Source organism: Nocardia wallacei (assembly GCF_029868745.1).
In the GTDB taxonomy this organism is placed as follows: Bacteria; Actinomycetota; Actinomycetes; order Mycobacteriales; family Mycobacteriaceae; genus Nocardia; species Nocardia wallacei_B.
On the sequence record NZ_JARWOP010000077.1, the window covers coordinates 16,762 to 36,780 of the forward strand.

At 69.9% G+C, this 20,019-nt stretch carries 17 protein-coding genes, 2 pseudogenes and 1 riboswitch; of the genes and pseudogenes, 9 read left to right on the plus strand and 10 right to left on the minus strand.

Features of this window, described 5'->3' with window-relative positions; all coding sequences use genetic code 11:
- Positions 1–194: 194 nt before the first annotated feature.
- Positions 195–998, minus strand: a pseudogene (locus QH470_RS05370) (DUF3027 domain-containing protein); the annotation flags it as partial.
- A gap of 17 nt (positions 999–1,015) precedes the next feature.
- On the opposite strand from QH470_RS05370, the gene QH470_RS05375 reads away from it, so the two are divergent.
- From QH470_RS05375 to QH470_RS05385, 3 genes and pseudogenes are all read left to right on the plus strand, one after another.
- Positions 1,016–1,798 (plus strand): glutaminyl-peptide cyclotransferase, encoded by a 783-nt coding sequence (locus QH470_RS05375; protein ID WP_280271138.1) that lies wholly within the window; start codon positions 1,016–1,018, stop codon positions 1,796–1,798.
- A 33-nt stretch (positions 1,799–1,831) separates the two neighbouring features.
- Positions 1,832–3,563, plus strand: a pseudogene (locus tag QH470_RS05380) (MFS transporter).
- A 27-nt stretch (positions 3,564–3,590) separates the two neighbouring features.
- The gene (locus QH470_RS05385; protein ID WP_280271139.1) at positions 3,591–4,124 is read left to right on the plus strand and encodes a DUF2771 domain-containing protein; all 534 of its coding nucleotides are present in this window, start codon (positions 3,591–3,593) and stop codon (positions 4,122–4,124) included.
- A gap of 235 nt (positions 4,125–4,359) precedes the next feature.
- On the opposite strand, the gene QH470_RS05390 is transcribed toward QH470_RS05385, so the two are convergent.
- Positions 4,360–4,773 carry a cold-shock protein gene (locus tag QH470_RS05390; protein WP_280271156.1) on the minus strand — a complete coding sequence of 138 codons (414 nt, stop codon included), beginning with the start codon at positions 4,771–4,773 and terminating at the stop codon, positions 4,360–4,362.
- 180 nt (positions 4,774–4,953) lie between these two features.
- Here QH470_RS05390 and QH470_RS05395 point away from each other — a divergent pair, with 180 nt between their 5' ends.
- Both QH470_RS05395 and QH470_RS05400 read left to right on the plus strand, forming a co-directional pair.
- On the plus strand, positions 4,954–5,187 hold the full coding sequence (locus tag QH470_RS05395; protein WP_280271140.1) for a hypothetical protein: 234 nt from the start codon (positions 4,954–4,956) through the stop codon (positions 5,185–5,187).
- Between the two features lie 272 nt (positions 5,188–5,459).
- A riboswitch (cyclic di-AMP (ydaO/yuaA leader) is annotated at positions 5,460–5,646 on the plus strand.
- Between the two features lie 9 nt (positions 5,647–5,655).
- Complete coding sequence (locus QH470_RS05400; protein WP_280271141.1) at positions 5,656–6,306, plus strand: transglycosylase family protein; 651 nt, start codon at positions 5,656–5,658, stop codon at positions 6,304–6,306.
- An 85-nt stretch (positions 6,307–6,391) separates the two neighbouring features.
- On the opposite strand, the gene QH470_RS05405 is transcribed toward QH470_RS05400, so the two are convergent.
- Positions 6,392–6,580: a hypothetical protein gene (locus tag QH470_RS05405; protein WP_280271142.1), complete on the minus strand. Its 189-nt coding sequence runs from the start codon at positions 6,578–6,580 to the stop codon at positions 6,392–6,394.
- Between the two features lie 101 nt (positions 6,581–6,681).
- Between QH470_RS05405 and QH470_RS05410 the strand changes: the two genes are divergently transcribed.
- Positions 6,682–9,030 carry a helicase-associated domain-containing protein gene (locus tag QH470_RS05410; RefSeq protein ID WP_280271143.1) on the plus strand — a complete coding sequence of 783 codons (2,349 nt, stop codon included), beginning with the start codon at positions 6,682–6,684 and terminating at the stop codon, positions 9,028–9,030.
- Between the two features lie 6 nt (positions 9,031–9,036).
- On the opposite strand, the gene QH470_RS05415 is transcribed toward QH470_RS05410, so the two are convergent.
- On the minus strand, positions 9,037–9,468 hold the full coding sequence (locus QH470_RS05415; RefSeq protein WP_280271144.1) for an LppU/SCO3897 family protein: 432 nt from the start codon (positions 9,466–9,468) through the stop codon (positions 9,037–9,039).
- A gap of 360 nt (positions 9,469–9,828) precedes the next feature.
- On the opposite strand from QH470_RS05415, the gene QH470_RS05420 reads away from it, so the two are divergent.
- Positions 9,829–10,674 (plus strand): hypothetical protein, encoded by an 846-nt coding sequence (locus QH470_RS05420; RefSeq protein ID WP_280271145.1) that lies wholly within the window; start codon positions 9,829–9,831, stop codon positions 10,672–10,674.
- A 5-nt stretch (positions 10,675–10,679) separates the two neighbouring features.
- On the opposite strand, the gene QH470_RS05425 is transcribed toward QH470_RS05420, so the two are convergent.
- The 4 genes from QH470_RS05425 to QH470_RS05440 are packed head-to-tail and all read right to left on the minus strand — an operon-like array spanning position 10,680 to position 15,214.
- Positions 10,680–12,095, minus strand: coding sequence for a M1 family metallopeptidase (locus QH470_RS05425; protein ID WP_280271146.1), 1,416 nt, complete (start codon positions 12,093–12,095; stop codon positions 10,680–10,682).
- A 58-nt stretch (positions 12,096–12,153) separates the two neighbouring features.
- Positions 12,154–12,795, minus strand: coding sequence for a LysE family translocator (locus QH470_RS05430; RefSeq protein WP_280271147.1), 642 nt, complete (start codon positions 12,793–12,795; stop codon positions 12,154–12,156).
- A 42-nt stretch (positions 12,796–12,837) separates the two neighbouring features.
- On the minus strand, positions 12,838–13,503 hold the full coding sequence (locus QH470_RS05435; RefSeq protein ID WP_280271148.1) for a DUF3239 domain-containing protein: 666 nt from the start codon (positions 13,501–13,503) through the stop codon (positions 12,838–12,840).
- A 52-nt stretch (positions 13,504–13,555) separates the two neighbouring features.
- Positions 13,556–15,214: a DNA repair helicase XPB gene (locus QH470_RS05440; RefSeq protein ID WP_280271149.1), complete on the minus strand. Its 1,659-nt coding sequence runs from the start codon at positions 15,212–15,214 to the stop codon at positions 13,556–13,558.
- A 142-nt stretch (positions 15,215–15,356) separates the two neighbouring features.
- Between QH470_RS05440 and sigJ the strand changes: the two genes are divergently transcribed.
- Both sigJ and QH470_RS05450 read left to right on the plus strand, forming a co-directional pair.
- Positions 15,357–16,280 (plus strand): RNA polymerase sigma factor SigJ, encoded by a 924-nt coding sequence (gene sigJ / locus QH470_RS05445; RefSeq protein WP_280271150.1) that lies wholly within the window; start codon positions 15,357–15,359, stop codon positions 16,278–16,280.
- 144 nt (positions 16,281–16,424) lie between these two features.
- On the plus strand, positions 16,425–17,618 hold the full coding sequence (locus tag QH470_RS05450) for a pyridoxal phosphate-dependent aminotransferase (RefSeq protein ID WP_280271151.1): 1,194 nt from the start codon (positions 16,425–16,427) through the stop codon (positions 17,616–17,618).
- A gap of 87 nt (positions 17,619–17,705) precedes the next feature.
- Here QH470_RS05450 and QH470_RS05455 read toward each other — a convergent pair whose 3' ends face one another.
- Together QH470_RS05455 and QH470_RS05460 are read right to left on the minus strand one after the other, a co-directional pair.
- Positions 17,706–18,350 (minus strand): LysE family translocator, encoded by a 645-nt coding sequence (locus QH470_RS05455; RefSeq protein ID WP_280271152.1) that lies wholly within the window; start codon positions 18,348–18,350, stop codon positions 17,706–17,708.
- A gap of 173 nt (positions 18,351–18,523) precedes the next feature.
- Positions 18,524–19,627 carry a 3-deoxy-7-phosphoheptulonate synthase gene (locus tag QH470_RS05460; protein WP_280271153.1) on the minus strand — a complete coding sequence of 368 codons (1,104 nt, stop codon included), beginning with the start codon at positions 19,625–19,627 and terminating at the stop codon, positions 18,524–18,526.
- Between the last annotated feature and the right edge of the window lie 392 nt (positions 19,628–20,019).

The following is a 20,019-nucleotide window of genomic DNA, read 5'->3' on the forward strand; positions in this document are numbered from 1 at the left end:
GTGTCGGCAGCCGGATCGATATCCGGCGACTCCCCCGCAATAGACGACTCGGCAACGGCAGGCGACTCGACACCGGCAACGGAATCGCCTTGCGCGATACCGTTCTGTACCGATCCGGCTTCCTCCCGCTCAGCACGCCCGGACTCGACAAAGCCCGACCGCGCGACATCTCCGGACGGCTCGTCGTGCCCGGACTCTGCCTCCTCGACACGCCCGGACCCTTCGGGCTGCTGTTCGGGAGTGGGGCGGAGTTGGGCGGTGGGGACGATTTCGACGGCGGCGTCGTCGTAGGCCTCGTAGAGGGGGGAACCGCCGCCGGTGGGGAGGACGGTGTCGGAGTGTGCGCCGCAACCGTATTCGGCGTGGACGACGTGGCCGTCGGCGCCCATGGCGTTGGAGCAGACGCCGAAGGCGGCGCGTAGGGCGCCGGCCAGGGGCACGAAGAAGCCGCAGACGCCGCAGGTGGCGGGGGCGGCGCGGGCCATGTCGGTGTCGGGGCCGTATTCGGTGTACCAGCGTTCGGCGGCCTCTACGCGGCCCTCGCGACTGAGCACCCGGCTGCGGCCCAGGCCGATCTCCTCGGCTACCTCGTCGACCACCGGGTCACCGGTGATCAGATACCCCGGGACCAGACGCGGGTCGTCGGGCTGCGGGGCCAGGAGATCGCCGGGCGCCAAGTCGCCGGGGCGCACGCGCTGGTCCCACGGCACGAAGTCCGGGGCAACCAGCGCGTCCGGCCCGGGCAGCAGGGCGGACTCACTGACCGTCGCGTACTCGGCCTCCGGCGGCGCCGCCACCACCACGGCCCACTGCCAACCGGCATAGCCGGGCAGGGTGGCCGCGAAGTGGTGCGTGGCCGCACACTCGTCTTCCGCGGTGACGCCCAGATGCTCGCCGACACCCGTCGGCTGCAGCTCCGAGAGCGCACGACGAGCCAGGTCGACCGCCTCCGCGAGGATCGGTCGCACACCGGACTCCGAAACAGATACTGCGCTCACGTCCTACATTTTGCCGTATGAAGCGCAAACGCCGTGCGTGGGCCGCGACCGGACCGATCTTGCTGGCCGCGGTGGCCACCGGAACCGTCGCCTGTGACCGGTCGGACAGCGCTCCGCCGCTGCGTGTCGAGGTGGTGGCGACCCGCCCGCACGACCGCGCCGCTTTCACCGAGGGCCTCGAAATCCACGACGGCCTCCTCTACGAGAGCACCGGTCTCGAGCGCCGCTCCGATGTCCGCGCCACCGACCTGACGAACGCGGGCCGCACCGCGCGCGCCGACCTGCCCGCCGAATACTTCGGTGAGGGCATCACCCGGGCGGGCTCGATTGTGTGGCAACTCACCTGGAAGGACGAAACCGCCTTCGCCCGCGACCCGATCACCCTGGCCGAGCGCGGCCGCGTCCACTACGACGGCGAGGGCTGGGGCCTGTGCACCCGCGGCGACCGCCTGGTCATGAGCGACGGCAGCGACACCCTCACCTTCCGCGACCCCGCCACCTTCGCGGCGGTCGGCTCGATCCGGCTCACCAGCCACCGCAACGCGAGACTCAACGAACTGGATTGCGCCGCAGACGGTTCCGTATACGCCAACGTCTGGCACACCGACCACATCCTGCGCATCGATCCCGACAGCGGCGAGGTGCTGGGCGACATCGACGCGGGCGGACTGCTGTCTCCCGCCGAGCGCGCCGGTGTCGACGTGCTCAACGGGATCGCCCAGATTCCCGGCACCGATCGGTTCCTGATCACCGGCAAGTACTGGCCGACGCTGTTCGAGGTTCGCTTCGTCCCGGCGTGAACGGCCCGGCGGGACGCCCCATAGACTCGTTGTGTGGCTGCCTCCCGCGATTCCTCCGGAACCGATCCGGGTCCGTGGGACGGCGAGGAGTATCCGCTCAATCGGCGGCATCCCGGTTACGACCGGTATCCGCCGCCCCCGAGTGCCCCGCCCCGCCGTCCGCAGCCGCCGCTGCCCGATCGCGGCGGCGACACCGACGTACCCGAATTCGTCACGCGCCGATTGGCCGCCGGGCAACCGCCCCGCGACCTGCCGCCGCAGGACCCGCAACCGGATCCACCGCCGCAGCCCGCGCCGGAACCACCGCCACCTGCGGATACCGCGAAAATCAAGGGCCGCCAACGGGTCCCGCGCAAGTTGACGGTGACCCGGGTGGTCGCGATGCGCAGCATCGAGCTGACGGAGAAGGGTTTCCACTCCTTCCAGCGTGCGGCGAAGGCCGACGGCGCCGACCGGTCGGGACTCACCGCGCTGGTGTACGCGACGATGGCCAACTTCGCTCTCGACGCCGCCATCGCCGTCGCGCTGGCCAACACGCTGTTCTTCGCCAGCGCCACCGCCGAGTCGAAATCCAAGGTGGCGCTGTACCTGTTGATCACGATCGCCCCGTTCGCGGTGATCGCGCCGCTCATCGGACCGCTGCTGGACCGATTGCAGCACGGCCGCAGGGTAGCGCTGGCCGCCTCGTTCGCCGTGCGAATAGTGATCGCGTTCCTGTTGATCTTCAATGTCGACAGCTGGGCGCTGTATCCGCTCGCGCTGTGCATGATGATCCTCAGCAAATCGTTCGCGGTGCTGAAGAGTGCCGTCACGCCGCGGGTGCTGCCACCGGATATCGACTTGGTGCGCACCAATTCCCGGCTCACGGTGTTCGGTCTGGTGGGCGGGACGCTCGGCGCCGGCGCGGTGGCCGGTGTGGTCGCCGCGGTGGCCGGGTCGCCGGGCGCGCTGGTGTTCGCGGCGCTGATCGCCGCCGCCGGGGCGTATCTGAGCCTGCGCATTCCGTCCTGGGTGGAGGTCACCGAGGGCGAGGTGCCCGCGACCCTCGGCTACCACAAGAAGGACGCGGCGCCGCAGGACGGGCAGCCGGTGAAACCGAGCCGCCGCCGCCAGCCGCTGGGACGGGCGGTGGTGACCGGGCTGTGGGGCAACGCCACGGTCCGGGTGCTCACCGGTTTCCTCACCTTCTACGTGGCCTTCGTCGCCAAGTCGACCGAGCACCGCCCCGTGCAGCAGGCGGCGATGCTGGGTGTGGTCGGCGCGGCGGCGGCGGTCGGCAACTTCACCGGCAATGCCTCGGGCGCTCGCATGAAGCTGGGCCGCCCGGCGCTGATCGTCGTGCTCTGCACGGCCGCGTGCACGATCGTCGCCCTGTTCGCGATGCTGCTCGACAATCTGCTGGGGGCGGGGGGCGCCCCCCGGGCTGGTGGCATCCGGCGCGAGCGCGCTGGCCAAGGTGTCGCTGGACGCGTCGATCCAGGACGATCTGCCGCCGGAGTCGATCGCCTCCGGTTTCGGCCGTTCGGAGACGGTGCTGCAACTGGCGTGGGTGATCGGCGGCGCCGGCGGCGTGCTGCTGCCGACGGTGTACTGGAAGGGTTTCGCCGTCGTCACCGCGGTGCTGGCGATCGGATTGATCCAGACCTACGTGAGCTACCGTGGTCACTCGCTGCTGCCCGGCTGGGGCGGCAACCGGCCGCAACACGCGAAGCAGGAAGTACCCGGGATGCCCGGCGACCCGGCCCGTCCCGCCACCTCGAACTGACCCGACGAGTCGACAGGAAACCACGCCATGACCAAGCCCGGTACCCGCACGATCCTCGCGCTGGCGGTGGCTGCGGTACTCGTGGTGGTGGTCGCGATCGCGGCCGTGGTGGCCGTGGCGGTCCGCAATGCCGACGAGCCGGAACCGGAGATCACCGCGTACGCCCACGGCGCCTCGGCCACCGTCCCGCCGTACCGCTTCTGCACGGTGACGCAGTCCGACGCCAGCGGCCAACTAGGCCTGAACTGCCGTGAGAGCGCCACCACGGTCACCCTGCACACCCCCGACGGCGCCCCCCTGCAACTGTCGCTCCCCCGCCACATCGCCGACGCCCCCTGGGTAATGGTGCTCGAGTACGACCTCCCCGACGGCACCGCAGTCCAGCGCCTAGCCTCCTACCGCGACTACCCCGAGGGCACGCTCGCCATCACCGTCCCCTCCCACCCCGAACCGGACCTGAGCCTGGCAGGCGTAGAAGTCCAACTGGTAGTCCCCACCCGAGACGAAACCGGCGCAGAATCCTTCGCCCCCTACCAAGCCTGGTCCATCCGAACCACCTGAGCGCCTGCTCCCGCCACCACCCGAGAAGCACCGCCCCACAACACCTCTCGGACACCGAGGCCAGCCGACACCGCCACTTCCGCACTCCCCCCACCCCGCACGCGCGAGTCTTACGAGCGCCGTTCGCGGCCGGCTCGCGTCGGAGTGGTCGAGACGCATGCGCGAAGCGCGAGTCTCGACCACTCCGACGCGAGCCTCAGGGCCGCGAACACGCGACGCCGAAGGCGGCGCCAAATTACTGATCAAGCTCCCGGGCCACCCCGCGCACGACCTCGGCGATCCGCTGCGCCATCTTGCGGTCGGGATACTTCCCCTTGCGCAGATCGGGCTGCACCTTCGCCTCCAGCAGCGTGATCATGTCCTCGATCATCCCGTGCAGGTCGTCGGGCGCCTGGCGCGGATGCGCCACGGGCTCCTTGCGTGTCTGGTTGCCGCGCACGGAGGGCAGCGGCTCCAGGAGTTTCAGGCTCAGCGCCTGCGGACCGCGCCGCCCGGCCGCCATTCCGAACTCGACTCGTTGCCCGGGCTTCAACGCCTCGACACCCTTGGGCAACGCAGACGACCGAACATAGACGTCCTCACCCTCGTCCTGGGAAAGGAAGCCGAAGCCCTTTTCGACGTCGTACCACTTCACCCTGCCGGTCGGCACTGCGCTCACCCGTTCGTCATCGATGCCCGGACCTCCCGGGCACAACCCTTGTCCCGGAATCGATTCCGGGACTCGTCTGCGTGCGAAAAGAACGCGCCCTACACAGCTATGCAGGACGCGATTGCCATCGAGTCTACCCCGGTGCCGATCCGCTGAGCACACCAGTTTTACGGTGCAGTAATGCCCGAGTCCTCCCCGCACCGTCCACCGCGCCGATCCGGCGATTCGCTGATGTACGTGGCCCTGGGTCTGTTCGCGATCGGTGTGTTGGCTGTCGTCGCCATTTTCCTCACACCGATCGTGTCGGACAGTGATCCGGGGCTGTGGCTGTATCTGGTCGCGATGATCGGAACGCCCTTGGGATTGCTGCTCGCGGTGGTCTTCGCACTGTGGTCCGGCCGCCGCTCGCGGTAGCCGACCGGTATATGCCCAGTTCGTTATCGCACTACACATGTGATTCTCGTCACATCACGGTAGGGTCACGAGACGGTCACAACCGATGTATCACCGTGACACGCCGCACTCACCAGCACAGACGCGATATGGAAGGTGTTGCGCCGGATAGGGACCCGGCCATACACGCCGGTTACCAAATGGTGATTTTTCGCGGCAATCGTCGTACGGTCTAACGCAGCCGGGAGCAGTCCCGGAACCACCGGCCCGCCGCACCGAGCCTCGCCCCGCGGGTACGGACCCCGACGGAAGCAGGGGCGAGGGCGGGGAACCCACGTTCCCTACGCAGGGAAGCGGGATCGATCGCCACCGATCGGTTCCTTGGGGTGAAGTCCCACCGCACCGCAAGGTGCACCGGGACCGGACGGCCTCTCAGTCCGAACCCGACAGCTCACCTCGCAGGCGCGTACGAGAGGAAGACGACCCGATATGAGTGGACGCCATCGCAAGCCGACCAACACCGGCCGCACCGTCGCCAAGGTCGCCGTCACGGGTGCGATCGTGAGCGGCGCGGGTATCGCTCTCGCCGGGAACGCCTCCGCGGCACCCGACCAGGAGTGGGACAAGCTCGCGCAGTGTGAGTCCGGCGGCAACTGGGGGATCAACACCGGTAACGGGTACCAGGGCGGTCTGCAGTTCTCGCAGGGCACCTGGGCCGCGCACGGCGGTACCGACTACGCCCAGACCGCCAACCAGGCCAGCCGCGAGCAGCAGATCGCGGTCGCCGAGAAGGTCCTCGCATCCCAGGGTTGGGGCGCGTGGCCCTCCTGCTCCTCCCGTCTCGGACTGAACGGCAGCGCCGAGGCGCGCACCGCTCCGGCCGCCCCCGCCCAGCAGACACCGCACTGGAGCCCGACGGCCCAGACCGAGGCCGCCCCGCAGCAGACCCAGCTGCCCGCCGACCGCAGCCAGGAAGTCTTCCAGGCCGTCGACAAGGCCCTCGCCGTCGCGCAGTCGCAGGGTATCCAGGTGCCCCAGCCCGCCCTCGACGTGCTGAACGCCGCGAAGGCCAACGGCGTGAAGCTGGACCCGCAGGTGGTCGATTTCTTCGCGGCGAACAAGGGCCTGCTGCCCAACTGAGCCTTCTCCGAAGCCTTTACGGCCTCGAATCCTTACGGCAAGGCCCCCGCACCATCACGGTGCGGGGGCCTTGCCGTCGATTCGGTCAGCGGTTGATGACCGTGTGCGGGTGCACGTAGGGCACCTCTTCGGCAGGCACCGGAAATTCGGTGTCCTCCCCGTAGGGCGAGAGCCCACCGGAACGGGTCGACGAGAGTTCGGTCACCGCGTGGTCGCCGTTGGCGACCTTCGGCCAGCCGTTGTCGACATAAGGTTTCTTCGATTTGTTCACCACGGCCCAATTCTGGCATGGAACCGATCGGTCGCGTCCGCCTGCCGCGGCCGTGTGCGACGGCGGACCAGCGGCACTGTGCGCCCGGCCGTACGCTGGATGGGATGACCACGACCGACGACGCACCCCGGGCCGGGGATGAGCACTCCACGACAGCCACCGGTTCCGTCGATGTCGCGTCGCTGGCCGATTGGCTGGCCGCCCGTTCGGACGACGAATTGGTGACCCTGCTGGAACTGCGCCCCGATCTGGCGGTGCCGCTGCCGTCCTCGATGTCGGTGCTGGCCGCCCGCGCCGAGCAGCGCGCCTCGGTGCTGCGCGCCACCGACGAACTCGACACCCTCGATTTCGCGGTGATCGAGACCCTGGCCGTGCACCACGCGGCCGTCCCGGACCGCCACGCCACCCCGCTCCCCCGCGCCCGCCTGCACGAGCTGCTCGGCGACCGCGTGGCGCGGACGGCCGTCGACGCCGCCGTCGACCGGCTGACCGCCCGCGCCCTCGCGTGGGGCGCCGACGAGCTGTACCTGGTGGCCGCCGCCAAGGACGCGCTGCCGTGGCCACTCGGCAGTACCACCGAGATCCCGGACGCGCTCACCGAACCGGAAATCGTTGCGGCCCTGGCCGGGATCGGCTCTCCCGAGCGGGCGCTGCTGGACAAGCTGGCGACCACCGGTCCGCGGGGGCGCACCCGCGATGCCGCGCCGGGCACGCCGCCGGACCGGCCGATCCAGCGCCTGCTGGCGGTGCGGCTGCTCGACTGGGTCGACGAGGAGACCGTCGAACTGCCGCCCGCGGTGGGCCAGGTGCTGCGCCGCGAGCCGGTCAGCGACCCGCACGCGCTGCGGCCGCCGCGACCCGAACTCGCCAAACACACCGCCGCCGACACCAACGCGGCCGCCGCGACCGAGGCCGGTGAGCTGCTGCGGCACTGCGCCGACATCATCGAGGTGCTGGCGCAGGCGCCCGCGCCGGCGCTGCGCTCGGGCGGCCTGGGCGTGCGCGAACTGCGCCGCATCACCAAACACACCGGGATCGAGGAGAGCCGGGTGGGCCTGCTGGCGGAGGTACTGGCGGCGGCGCGCCTGCTGGACAAGGGAACTCCGGAACCGCCGCCGCCGGGCGATTCCGTCGACGACTACTGGGCCCCCACCGCGGCCGCGGACGGCTGGCTGGACGGCCCGGCGGCCCGGCGCTGGGCGGTCCTGGCCCAGGCGTGGCTGGAGCTGGACCGGTTCCCGTGGATGATCGGCGGGCGCGACGCGAACGACAAGCCGCTGGCCGCGCTCTCGCTCGAGCTGCGCAATGTGCACGCGATCCGGGATCGGCGGGCCGTGCTGGCGCTGCTGGCCGAGCAGCCGCCCGGAGCCGCCGTGACACCGACGGATATCGCGCGCGTGCTGGCGTGGCGGCAACCGCGCTGGCGCAGGCACTTCCGCACCGAGGCGGTCGAGCGCACGCTGACGGAGGCGGGCGCGCTCGGGCTCGTCGGCCGTGGGGCCCTCACCTCGGCGGGGCGCGCACTGTTGCACGGCAGTACCTCCGACGCCGAGGCCGAGATGGAGTCGGCCCTGCCGGACCCGGTGGATCACGTGCTCGTGCAGGCGGATCTGACGATCGTCGCGCCGGGGCCGCTGGTGGCGGATCTCCAGAGCCGCATCGCGCTGGTGGCCGATGTCGAATCCGCGGGTGCGGCAACGGTGTACCGGATCAGCGAGTCGTCGGTGCGGCGGGCGCTCGACGCCGGGATGACGGCAGCCGAACTGCACCAGCTGTTCGCGGCGCACTCGCGCACTCCCGTGCCGCAGTCGCTGACCTACCTGATCGATGACGTCGCGCGCCGGCACGGTCGGCTGCGGGCCGGGATGGCACAGTCGTTCGTGCGCAGCGAGGATCCGGCGCTGCTCGCCGAGGTGCTGGTGACCCCGGTCGCCGAGCGGCTGGCGCTGCGCGCGGTCGCCCCGACCGTGGCCATCTCGCAGGCCGCGCTCGGCGAGGTGCTCGAGCAGTTGCGCGCCGCGGGTTTCGCTCCGGCGGGTGAGGATTCGTCGGGCACGATCGTCGACCTGCGCCCGCGCGGGGCCCGCATCCCGGCCCGGACCAACGCCCGGCAGGCGTGGCGGCCCACCCCGCCCAACAGCGAGCAGCTGCGGCTGCTGGTGGGCGAGCTGCGGGCCGGGGAGAAAGCGGCACAGGCCCGTTCGGGGCAGGCGGTCCGGTCGGACGGCAGCCGCAACAGCACCGCGGCCACCATGGCCCTGCTGCAACTGGCGGCGCGGGTGCGGCGGCCGGTGCACATCGGTTACGTCGATGCCCAGGGCGTCGCCAGCCAGCGTGTGGTGGAGCCGTTGAAGGTGGCCGGCGGGCAGTTGGATGCCCTGGACCCCGTCACCGGATCGGTCCGGCATTTCGTACTGCACCGCATCGCCTCGGTGGCGCTGGTCGATCAGTAAGTCCGCTCAGGCCTTCGGGTTGACCATGCAGAACGTGGTTTTCGGCTCGGACAGCAGCAGGTAGGTCGCGTTCGGCTCGCACAGGGACGGGTCGTCGCGACCCTCGACGCGCGCGACCACTTTCACCGTCGCCGCCGTGGACGCGCAATCCGCGTAGGCGAATCCGGTGTCGCGGTCCTGGTGATAGCAGCTGCCCGGCTTGAGATTCGGCGCCAGGCACAGGAACGCCGTGGTGCCGCCGTGGAAAGTCTCCTCGTAGGAGGAATATTCGCGGCCGCAGTCGGCCCGGGTCGGCGAGGTGGACATCACCGTGTAGACGGCCCGCTCCGACGCGCAGTCGACCGGTTCGGTCCGGGAGTCGGTGGTCGAGCCCTCGATGACGTGAATGCAGTCGCCGACCTGTGCCCTGGCGGTGTCGGTGCGGCTCGCGCTCTGCACGGCCGAACAACCCGCCGCCAGGGCGGCCGTCGCGAGTACTGCCGGGACGACGACGGCGCAGCGCCCTCGAAAACCCCGGTGCCCTCGAAAACTCTGTCGCACTCGAAAACCCTTTGCGCCCAACGGTTCACGCCGATCGTGACGGATACCCCGGGCGGAGAAATGCCGCAGGGTCAGCGGAACATGCCGAGGCCGTACAGGGCCAGCAGATTGAAGTTGAGCATCCGCGGCAGAAAGCCGGTCAGCAGCTGCAGTTCGAAGAGGTTCACATTCGACACCTTTCACGCTCTGCCCGCACCATAGCCGCGCGGATCGTGATCTTAGGTCGGAATCGGCTACAAAATCGTTACGCTCGGCAACATGACGCTCGAGGAGGCGACCCGCCGGCTCTACGCGCTCGACCCCGCACAGTTCACCGCCGCACGCGATGAGCAGGCGAAAGCCGCTCGCGCCGACGGGGACCGGAAACTCGCGGCCGCGATCGGCAAACTGCGCAGACCGACCGTGGCGGCGTGGGCGGTGAACCTGCTGGCGCACGAGGCGCCCGAGGAGGTCACCGCATTGCTCGAACTCGGCGACGCGCTGCGCGACGCCCAACGCCGATTGTCCGGAGAACAGTTGCGCGAGTTGACCACTCAGCGGCAGCAGGTGGTGAACGCAGTGGCCCGCAGGACGGGTCAGCTCGCGGCCGGGCACGACCGCACGCTCAGCGAGTCGGTCCTGCGCGAGGTGGGCCAGACCCTGCACGCCGCACTCGCCGATCCCGCCGTGGCCGACCACGTGCGCGCAGGCACGCTGACCGCCGCGGCCAATTACGAGGGCTTCGGGCCCGCGGCGCCGGAATTGGCCGCCGTGCCCGATCACGCCGCCGAACCCGAGAAACCGAAGCAGAGTCGCGCGAAGACCTCCGAAGACCGCGACGCGGCGGCCCGGCAGGAACTCGACGACGCGCTCGCCGCCCTCGAATCCGCCCGCGAGGCAACCGATTCGGCGCAGGCCGACCTCGACCGCGCCGCGGCGCGGGTGGGCGAGGCGGAGGACCGGATCGCCGCCGTGCGCGCGGAACTGGAACGCGCCGAGGAACAGCGGCGCTTCGCCGCGGCGGCGCAGCGCTCGGCCCAGGAGGCGGCGCACAAGGCCGAACGGCAATTGGACCGGGTCGAGCGCTGGGTGGAGAAGGCGCGCTCCCGCGTGCCCGAGGAGTGAGCCGATCAGGCGCGCAACGAACCCGGGTACAGGTATTCCTCCGGGGGCACGGCCGTCTCGTCCAGCCACGCGGTGAAGAAACCCGACAGGTTCACCGCGGTCTTGGACTGGACGAACTGCCGGAACTCCGGCATCGAGGCGTTGCCGTACGCGTGCGACCGCACGAACTGCGCGATCGCCGGGAAGAAGACGTCGTCACCGATCGTGCGGCGCAGCGCGTGCAGGAACAGCGGTCCGCGGTAGTAGACGGCGGTGAATTCCTTTCCGACGCCGGGGTCCTGCAACCGGGTCTCCCAGCGTTCGGGTTCGTCGCGGAACGTCTCGACCGTCCGGCGATACTGGGCATCGACGTCCTCGCCCTCCTTGCGCTCCGGCCATAGGTAGTCGGCCGTATAGCTGGCGAAGCATTCGTTCAGGCAGATATCCGACCACTGCCGCACCGACATCGAATCGCCCCACCACTGATGCGCGTTCTCGTGGACGAGGGTGTTCAGGTTGGTCCACGGCGCATAGGTCGGGCGGGTCTGGGTCTCCAGCGAGATGTGCAGGTCGGTGTCGATGTAGATGCCGCCCGCGCTCTCGAACGGGTAAGGGCCGTACAGGGATTCGAGGAAGTCGAGCACCTCGGGCAGCCGTTTTTCCAGTTCCCGGTGCTGAACGGCATCCGGGGCGAAGGCGCTGACCAGCGGCGTGCCGTTGGCGCGGCGCTGCTCCAGGAACTCGAACCGGTCGATGGCGACCGTGGTGAGGTAGCCGACCGTCGGATGCCGGGTCGACCACCGCGCGGTGCGCGTGGCCCCGTCCACCGTGTCACGCACCTTCAGGCCGTTGGAGATCACGTCCCATTCCCGCGGGACCGTCACGGTCAGGTCGAAGGTCGCCTTGTCCATCGGCGTGTCGTTGAGCGGATACCAGGTGGTGGCCGAATGCGGCTCGCCCGCAACGAAAGCGCCGCCGCTGGGCGAGACGGTCCAGCCCCCTTCCCGGTTGTCGTTCTGGATGCCGGAGTATTCGACGGTGACGGTGAACGGCAGGCCGGGCAGCACGGGCACCGCCGGGGTGACGACCAGCTCGTGCTCACCGCTGCGGGCGAATCCGGCCGGCAGGTTGTTCACGGTCACCTTGGACACCGCCGGGCCCGCGAAGTCCAGGTTGAACACGCGCAGCGCCTGGGTCGCGACGGCGTCGATGCGCGCGGTACCGGTGAGCCGCCGACTGGGCGGGTCGTAGTCGATCCCGACGTCGTAATGTTCGGCCTGGTATCCGCCGTTGCCGTCATCGGGGTAGTAGGGGTCGCCGAGGCCGGAGGCGCCCACGAAGGGGTCGGCCGGAGCCTGCGCGGACGAGTGTCCGGGCAGTGCCAGCGCACCCGCGATCAGGGCCGTGACCGTGAGACAACGCGTCCAGTCGTACGCATCCATGCGGCGAGCCACCCCTTTCCGGCACGGGCGTGCCGACCGAGGCTCGATGCTAGTGCGCTCAGTTGCTGCTGCCCGTCACCGCCACGCTCGCGCCCAGTCCGATGATCATGACCCCGCCCGCGCCGCCGACCGCTTCCAGCCGCCGCGGCGAGCGCGCGAACCAGTTGCGCGCGGTGCCCGCCAGCAACGCCCACAGGCTGTCCGACACCAGCGCGATCAGCAGGAACATGCCGCCCAGCACCAGCATCTGCAGCGGAATGGGACCGCCGGACGGGTCCACGAATTGCGGTAGCACGGCCGAGAAGAAGATGATCGCCTTCGGGTTGGTGGCGCCCACCACGAAGCCCTGCCGGAACACCCGGCGGGTTCGCTCCGGCTGCCGCGCCTGCGTCTCGAGCGCCTCGCGCAGCGAACGGCGCTCCCGAATCGCTTGCACGCCAATGTAGATCAGGTAGAGCGCGCCGGTGAACTTCACGGCGGTCAGCGCGATCGAGGAGGCCGCGACCACCGCGCCGAGCCCCGCCGCGACCATCACCAGCACCAGCAGCACGCCCAGGGAGTGCGCGACCACCGACAGCAGGGCGGCCCGCTTGCCGTCGGTCAGCGCGCGGCCGATGGTGAACAGCACACCCGGCCCGGGAACGACGATGAGCACGGTCGCGGCGACCAGGAACGCCGCGATATTGCCAGCGGGAATCACCGGCCGAGTCTAAGGAACGCCGCGGTCGGATTCCACGGATTATCAGCCGCGCAGCTCACCCGGCAACTGCTGCGGATCCAGCAGCAGCCGCTTGGAATCCGCGCGCCGCACCTTCTCGGCCAGATCGAGATTGTCGGCCAGCAGTTTCCACTCGACGTCGCTGATGGCCGCGCGAGCCCGGGTGATCACGCCGGGATCGCGAGTGCCCCAGGCGATCGGCATGGCCGTCACCGACTGGCGCAGGTCGCCGACCGAACTCGGCGCCCGATCGGCGCGCACGGTCACTGCGGGCACCTGCTCGCCGGGCCACTGCCGGTGTCCGGGCAGAGCCCGCACGACCCGGGTGATCAGCGCGTAGCTCGGGTCGCAGCCGGGTTTGGCGATATTGACCAGTGCCAGCAACGTCACCCCGCGCGCGTGCTTGCCCGACACCACCGCGGGCACCAGTTCACCCTCGGCGTACAGCTTCTCGATGCGCGAGCGGTAGGGCGTCCACACCGCCACGAACAGCGCGGTGATGGTGCCCAGGGCGAACGCGACGGCCAGCAGGAACGAGTACGGGTGCTGCAACCAGATCAAGCCGGCGGTGCCGAGGCCGAGCACGATCGCGGCGGCGAATGCCAGTATCCGCAGCCGCCGGATGGCCGCGAGCACTTCGTTCACCGCTCGGGCGTGTTCGCGGTCCACCGCGAATTCGAAGCGTCGCACGTCCTATTCCTAACACGTATGCGGAGGCTTTTTCTCCGTTGAACCGCCTCGGTTATCCGAGCGCCGGGCCGAGCAGGTCGTCCGCGTCGGTGATGCGATAGGCATACCCCTGTTCGGCGAGGAAACGCTGCCGATGGGCAGCGTATTCGGCGTCCAGGGTGTCACGCGCCACGACGGAGTAGAAATGCGCCTGCCCCCCATCCTGTTTGGGGCGCAGCAAGCGGCCGAGCCGCTGCGCCTCCTCCTGACGGGAGCCGAACGTGCCCGAAACCTGCACGGCCACCGACGCTTCGGGCAGGTCGATGGAGAAGTTGGCGACCTTGCTCACCACCAGCACCGGGATCTCGCCGTTGCGGAACGCCTCGAACAGCGACTCGCGCTCCTTGGTGCGAGTCGAGCCCTGGATGATCGGGGCGTTCAGATGCTCGCCCAGTTCCTCCAGCTGGTCCAGGTACGCGCCGATCACCAGGGCCGGTGCGCCCTGGTGCCGGGCCAGAATCGACTCGACCACGGGCAGTTTGGTGCGAGCGGTGGAGCACAGCTTGTACCGCTCCTCCGGCTCGGCCGTGGCGTAGCTCATCCGCTCCGCCTCGGTGAGCGTGACCCGCACCTCGACGCAGTCGGCCGGGGCGATCCAGCCCTGCGCCTCGATGTCCTTCCAGGGCGCGTCGTAGCGTTTCGGCCCGATCAGGGAGAACACGTCACCCTCGCGGCCGTCCTCGCGCACCAGCGTCGCGGTCAGGCCGAGGCGGCGGCGGGACTGCAGGTCGGCCGTCATCCGGAACACCGGGGCGGGCAGCAGGTGCACCTCGTCGTAGATGACCAGGCCCCAGTCGCGGCTGTCGAACAACTCCAGGTGCTTGTACTCGCCCTTGGTCTTGCGGGTGATGACCTGGTAAGTGGCGATGGTGACGGGGCGGATCTCCTTGCGCTCGCCGGAGTACTCGCCGATCTCGTCCTCGGTCAGCGAGGTGCGGGCGAGTAGCTCGCGCCGCCACTGCCGACCGGCGACCGTATTGGTGACCAGGATCAGCGTCGTGGCCCCGGCCTTGGCCATCGCGGCGGCCCCGACCATGGTCTTGCCCGCGCCACAGGGCAGCACCACCACGCCCGACCCGCCGGCCCAGAACGAGTCGGCCGCCATCTCCTGGTAGTCGCGCAGGTGCCACTCGTTGGTCTCGTAGTCCAGTTCGATGTGGTGCGCCTCGCCGTCGACGTACCCCGCCAGATCCTCCGCGGGCCAGCCGATCTTGAGCAGCATCTGCTTGATCCGGCCGCGCTCGGACGGGTGCACCGCCACCGTGTCGTCATCGATCCGGATACCGAGCATCGGCTGGATCTTCTTGTGCCGCAGCACTTCTTCCAGTACCGCGCGGTCCAGGCTGACCAGCACCAGCCCGTGCGCCGGATGCTTGACCAACTGCAACCGCCCGTACCGGGCCATGGTGTCGACGATGTCCACCAGCAGCGGCTGCGGCACCGCGTACCGCGAAAAACTGACCAGAGCATCCACGACCTGCTCCGCATCGTGCCCCGCCGCCCGCGCGTTCCACAGCGCCAACGGCGTCACCCGATAGGTGTGCACATGCTCGGGCGCGCGCTCCAACTCCGCGAACGGCGCAATAGCCTGCCGAGCCGCATCGGCCTGCGCATGGTCGACCTCGAGCAGCAGGGTCTTGTCACTCTGGACGATGAGTGGTCCCTCGGTCACGGCACCTCCTCGGTTGTGGGCCGGAGTCCATTGTTCCCGACCGGACCGACAGTGCCGTGTGGGCTGTGTCGCGTTTCGCTGTCGGCGCAGCTCGCGGGGGCAGTGGCGGGGGTGCCCATACCACCGCCGTAGAATCTGCGCAATGGTTGCCGCTCTGCTCGCTGATCTGTTCGAATCTCACCGAGCGCACCTGCTCTCGGTGGCTTATCGGCTGACCGGCAGCGTGGTCGATGCGGAGGACGCGGTGCAGGAGAGCTGGCTGCGGCTGGCCACCGCGCGGCAGTCGGAGATCGAGGATATGCGCGCCTGGCTGACCACCGTGGTGAGCCGCATCTGCCTGGATCGGCTGCGCAGCGCCTCGGCGCGCCGGGAAAGCTATGTGGGGCAATGGTTGCCGGAACCGATCGTCACGGCCCGGAGGCACTCGGGTGCGCCCGACCCGCTGGAAGCCGTGGTCCGCAAGCAGGACTGCCGACTGGCCGCGCTGGTGGTGCTGGAGTCGCTGACCCCGCCGCAGCGGGTGGCGTTCGTGCTGCACGACGGGTTCGCCGTCCCGTTCGAGGAGATCGCGGACATCCTCGACATCTCCGTCGAGGCGGCGCGGCAGCTGGCGACGCGGGCCCGCAAGGCGGCGGCGCGCTGCCCCGAACCTGTCTCCGAGACCGAGCACGCGGCCGCGGTGCAAAAGCTGTTGGAGGCCTTGTATTCCGGCGACCTCGAGCAGGTGGTGGCCGCCCTGCATCCGGACGCGGTGTTCATCGCCGATTCCGGCGGCACCACCCGCACCGCGCTCAATACCGTTGCGGGAGCGGAGAAGCTGGCCCGCCTGGGCATCGGCCTGCTGCGCAAGTACGACGTGAACCTCACCGACCCGAGCGGCGTCGAGACCGAATTCGTCGACGTGAACGGGCAATTGGGCCTGCTGCTGCACGAGCGCGCCCCGCGCGACGGCATCCCCGGCTCCCCCACCCGCGTCCTCGCCTTCACCGTCACCGACGGTGCGGTCTCAGGCGCTTACGATCTGGTGAACCCGGCCAAGTTGAAGGGCATCCGCGTACCCCACTGAACGCCCCGGCCCCGGCCGGCCTGCCTTCGTGTGCTCCCGTCGGCGCTCGCATGTGCGCCGGAAGCTCGGCTACTCAGCGGGGCCGCCCCTGTCGGAGAGCGTTGCCCGGCCGGGGAGGTAAGTGGGCGCGTTACCTTGGTGAACATGCAGCAGACGCCGACCGTTGCCCGCCTGCGCCCTTTCGGGGCGACGATCTTCGCCGAGATGACCGAGTTGGCCGTGCGGCACGGTGCGGTGAATCTGGGGCAGGGGTTTCCGGACAGTGACGGACCGGCCGCCATGCTGGATGTCGCCCGGCAGGCCATCGCGGACGGCGTCAATCAGTACCCGCCCGGCCGGGGCATGCCGGTGCTGCGGCAGGCCGTCGCCGCGGACCGGGCGCGGCGCTACGGCACCCGGTACGATCCGGACCGCGAGGTGCTGGTGACCGTCGGCGCGACCGAGGCCATCGCCGCTTCGATTCTCGGGCTGGTCGAGCCGGGCGCGGAGGTCGTGCTGATCGAGCCCTATTACGACTCGTACGCCGCCGCGGTCGCGCTGGCGGGCGCCACCCGGCGCACCGCCCGCCTGGTACCCGACGGCGACGGCTTTGCCCTCGACCTGGACAGCCTGCGCGCCGCGATCACCCCGAAAACCCGTCTGCTGCTGTTGAATTCGCCGCACAACCCGACCGGGACGGTGCTCGGACGCGCCGATCTGGAGGCGGTCGCCGAGCTGGCCTGCGAGCACGACCTCCTGGTGGTGACCGACGAGGTCTACGAGCACCTCACCTTCGACGGACACGAGCACATCAGCATCGCCACCCTGCCGGACATGTACGAGCGGACCGTCGTGATCTCCAGTGCCGCGAAGACTTTCAGCGTCACCGGCTGGAAGATCGGCTGGGCGTGCGGTCCGGCCCCGCTGATCGATGGGGTGATCGCGGCCAAGCAGTTCCTGACCTTCGTCGGCGGCGGGCCGTTCCAGCCCGCGGTCGCCTATGCCCTGGAAAACGAGCTGCCCTGGGTCGCGGCACTGCGTGATGGGCTGGCCGACAAGCGGATTCGGTTGTCACAGGCACTGGCGAATGCCGGTTTCGGGGTGAAGCGCAGCGACGGCACGTACTTCGTCTGCGCCGACATCTCCGGCCTGACCACCGCCGACGCCCACACGTTCTGCCGCGAGCTGCCGGAGCGGCTGGGCGTGGCGGCCGTACCTCTGAGCGTCTTCGCCGACGACAAGGATTCCTGGAATCGCCTGGTGCGCTTCGCCTTCTGCAAACAGGACGAGACCCTGGACGAGGCGGTGCGGCGGCTGCATGCCCATCACGTGACGCCGACGACCGGGGCCGCGCGGTAGTCGACTCCGGCCTCTGCGGACGCAAATCGGGTCGGGACGGCATTTCTCGCCGTCTCGAAGGCGATCGTGACCGCTCAGGCCGGCAGTTCAGGCGGGCATCGGCCGAGCGCGGTCGGTGGCGAGCAGGACCGCGATGCCGCCGAGCAGCGTCCCGGTGACCCAGCGCTGCGCCCGCAGCCAGAGCGGCCGTCCGGCGAGGAAGGCGGCGACGGCGCCGGAGCCGAGCACGATCAGGCCGTTGACCAGCAGCGCGACGGTGATCTGCACACCGCCCAGGCACAGGCTCTGCAACCACACCTGATCGCGCGCGGGCACGACGAACTGCGGGATCAACGCCATGTACATGATGGCGATCTTCGGATTGAGCAGGTTGGTGACCAACCCCATCGCGAACAGCCGCCGCGCGGGGTCGGCGGGCAGGTCGGACGGCGTGAACGCCGACATCCCGCCCGGCCGCAGGGTTTTCCATGCCAGCCAGGCGAGATAGGCCGCGCCCGCGAGTTTCAGCGCGATGTACAGCCCCGGCACCACCGCGAAGACGGCCGTGATCCCCGCCGCGATGGCCACCAGATACACCAGGAAACCGACGGCGACCCCGGCCAGCGACACGAATCCGGCCCGCCGCCCTTGCGAGACGGTGCGCGACACCAGATACACCATGTTCGGCCCGGGCGTGAGCACCAGCCCGAGCGCCGCCACCGCCACACCGGCCACCGCAGTCGTCTCGATCATGCCGACCATGTTCGTGCACGGTGGACCGCTCGTCGCGAGCCAGTTCGCAACCGCTGGACTTCCCAGACCGGTACATGGCCGACGTGGCAAGTGCCACATGCTTCGAGTGGACCGCCGACATCGATGCCGACCGGATCGTCGCTGATGACAGACGGCGGGACTCGGCCGACAGCTCAGCCGCGGCGGGTGGCGACGGCGGCGGCGAGACGGTCGAGTTGGGCAGCGGTGGTGTCCCAGTCGAGGCAGGCGTCGGTGATGGATTGTCCGTAGGTGAGGTCGGTGGCGTGGCCGAGAGTGAGGTCTTGGCGGCCCGCGACGAGGAAGCTCTCCATCATCACGCCGACGACGCTGCGGTCGCCTGCGGCCACGCGTTCGGCGATATCGGTGACGACGTCGACCTGCTTGTTGTGGTCCTTGTTGCTGTTGCCGTGGCTGGCGTCGACCACCACCCGCTGCGGCAGCGCCGCCTTGTCCAGGCGGACGCAGGTCTCGGCCACCGAGGCGGCGTCGTAGTTCGGCCCCGCGCTGCCGCCGCGCAGGATCACGTGGCAGTCCGGATTGCCGACGGTGCGGATCAGGGCGGAACGCCCGTCCAGCCCGGTGCCGGGGAACACGTGGCTGGCCCCCGCCGCGCGCACGCCGTCGACCGCCACCTGCACATCACCGTCGGTGCCGTTCTTGATGCCGACCGGCATCGACAGCGCACTGGCCAGCTGCCGATGCACCTGGCTGGCCGCGGTTCGGGCGCCGATCGCGCCGTAGGAAACCAGGTCGGCGATGTACTGCGGGGTGATCGGGTCGAGGAATTCGCACGCGACCGGCAGTCCCAGCGCGGTGATGTCGACCAGCAGCCGCCGGCCCAGGCCCAGGCCGGTGTTGATGTCGAAGGTGCCGTCCAGGTGCGGGTCGTTGATCAGGCCCTTCCAGCCGAGCGTGGTCCGCGGCTTCTCGAAGTACACCCGCATCACGACGTGCAGCCGGTCGGACAGCTCGGCGGATTTGGCGGCCAGCCGGCGGGCGTAGTCCAGCGCGGCGTCGGGATCGTGCACCGAACACGGGCCGACGATCACCATCAGGCGATCGTCGGTGGCATCGAGCACGTCGACCGTGGCGGCACGTCCGGCCCGCACGGTCTCGGCGAGCGCCGCATCGATGGGATGGTCGCGCCGCACGTCGGCGGGCGACAGCAGCGGGCTGATGCTCAGGGTGCGCTGATCGTCCAGATCGGCGACGTCGGCAGATTTCTTGGGTGCGTCGGCGTCGGCTGCGATCGTCATCGTGGGTTCCTTTTCTCAGGCCGACCCACCGAGAAGATCCCGTCGAGCCGGACTGTCATCGGCTCGGGGTGGGAGAAGGTCAGCGCGGTTCACCGACCGACCCACCCGGGGCCGGCTTGATAAACCAGAAATACACGCGCTGCACAGAGGCGACTGTAGCAGGGAGTGTCCCGCACCTGAACAGATGCCCGAAAGAGCGTGACACCCACCACATCACACCCGGAACCACATCAATAGCGAAAGCAGGTAGGCCGTAGGCCACCCCAGCACCCGCCGACCACCGGACGATCTGCCGCCTGCGAACTCGCAGGCCAGCCTCATCGGTTTGGGGGGGGGGGGGGGGGGGGGGGGGGGGGGGGGGGGGGGGGGGGGGGGGGGGGGGGGGGGGGGGG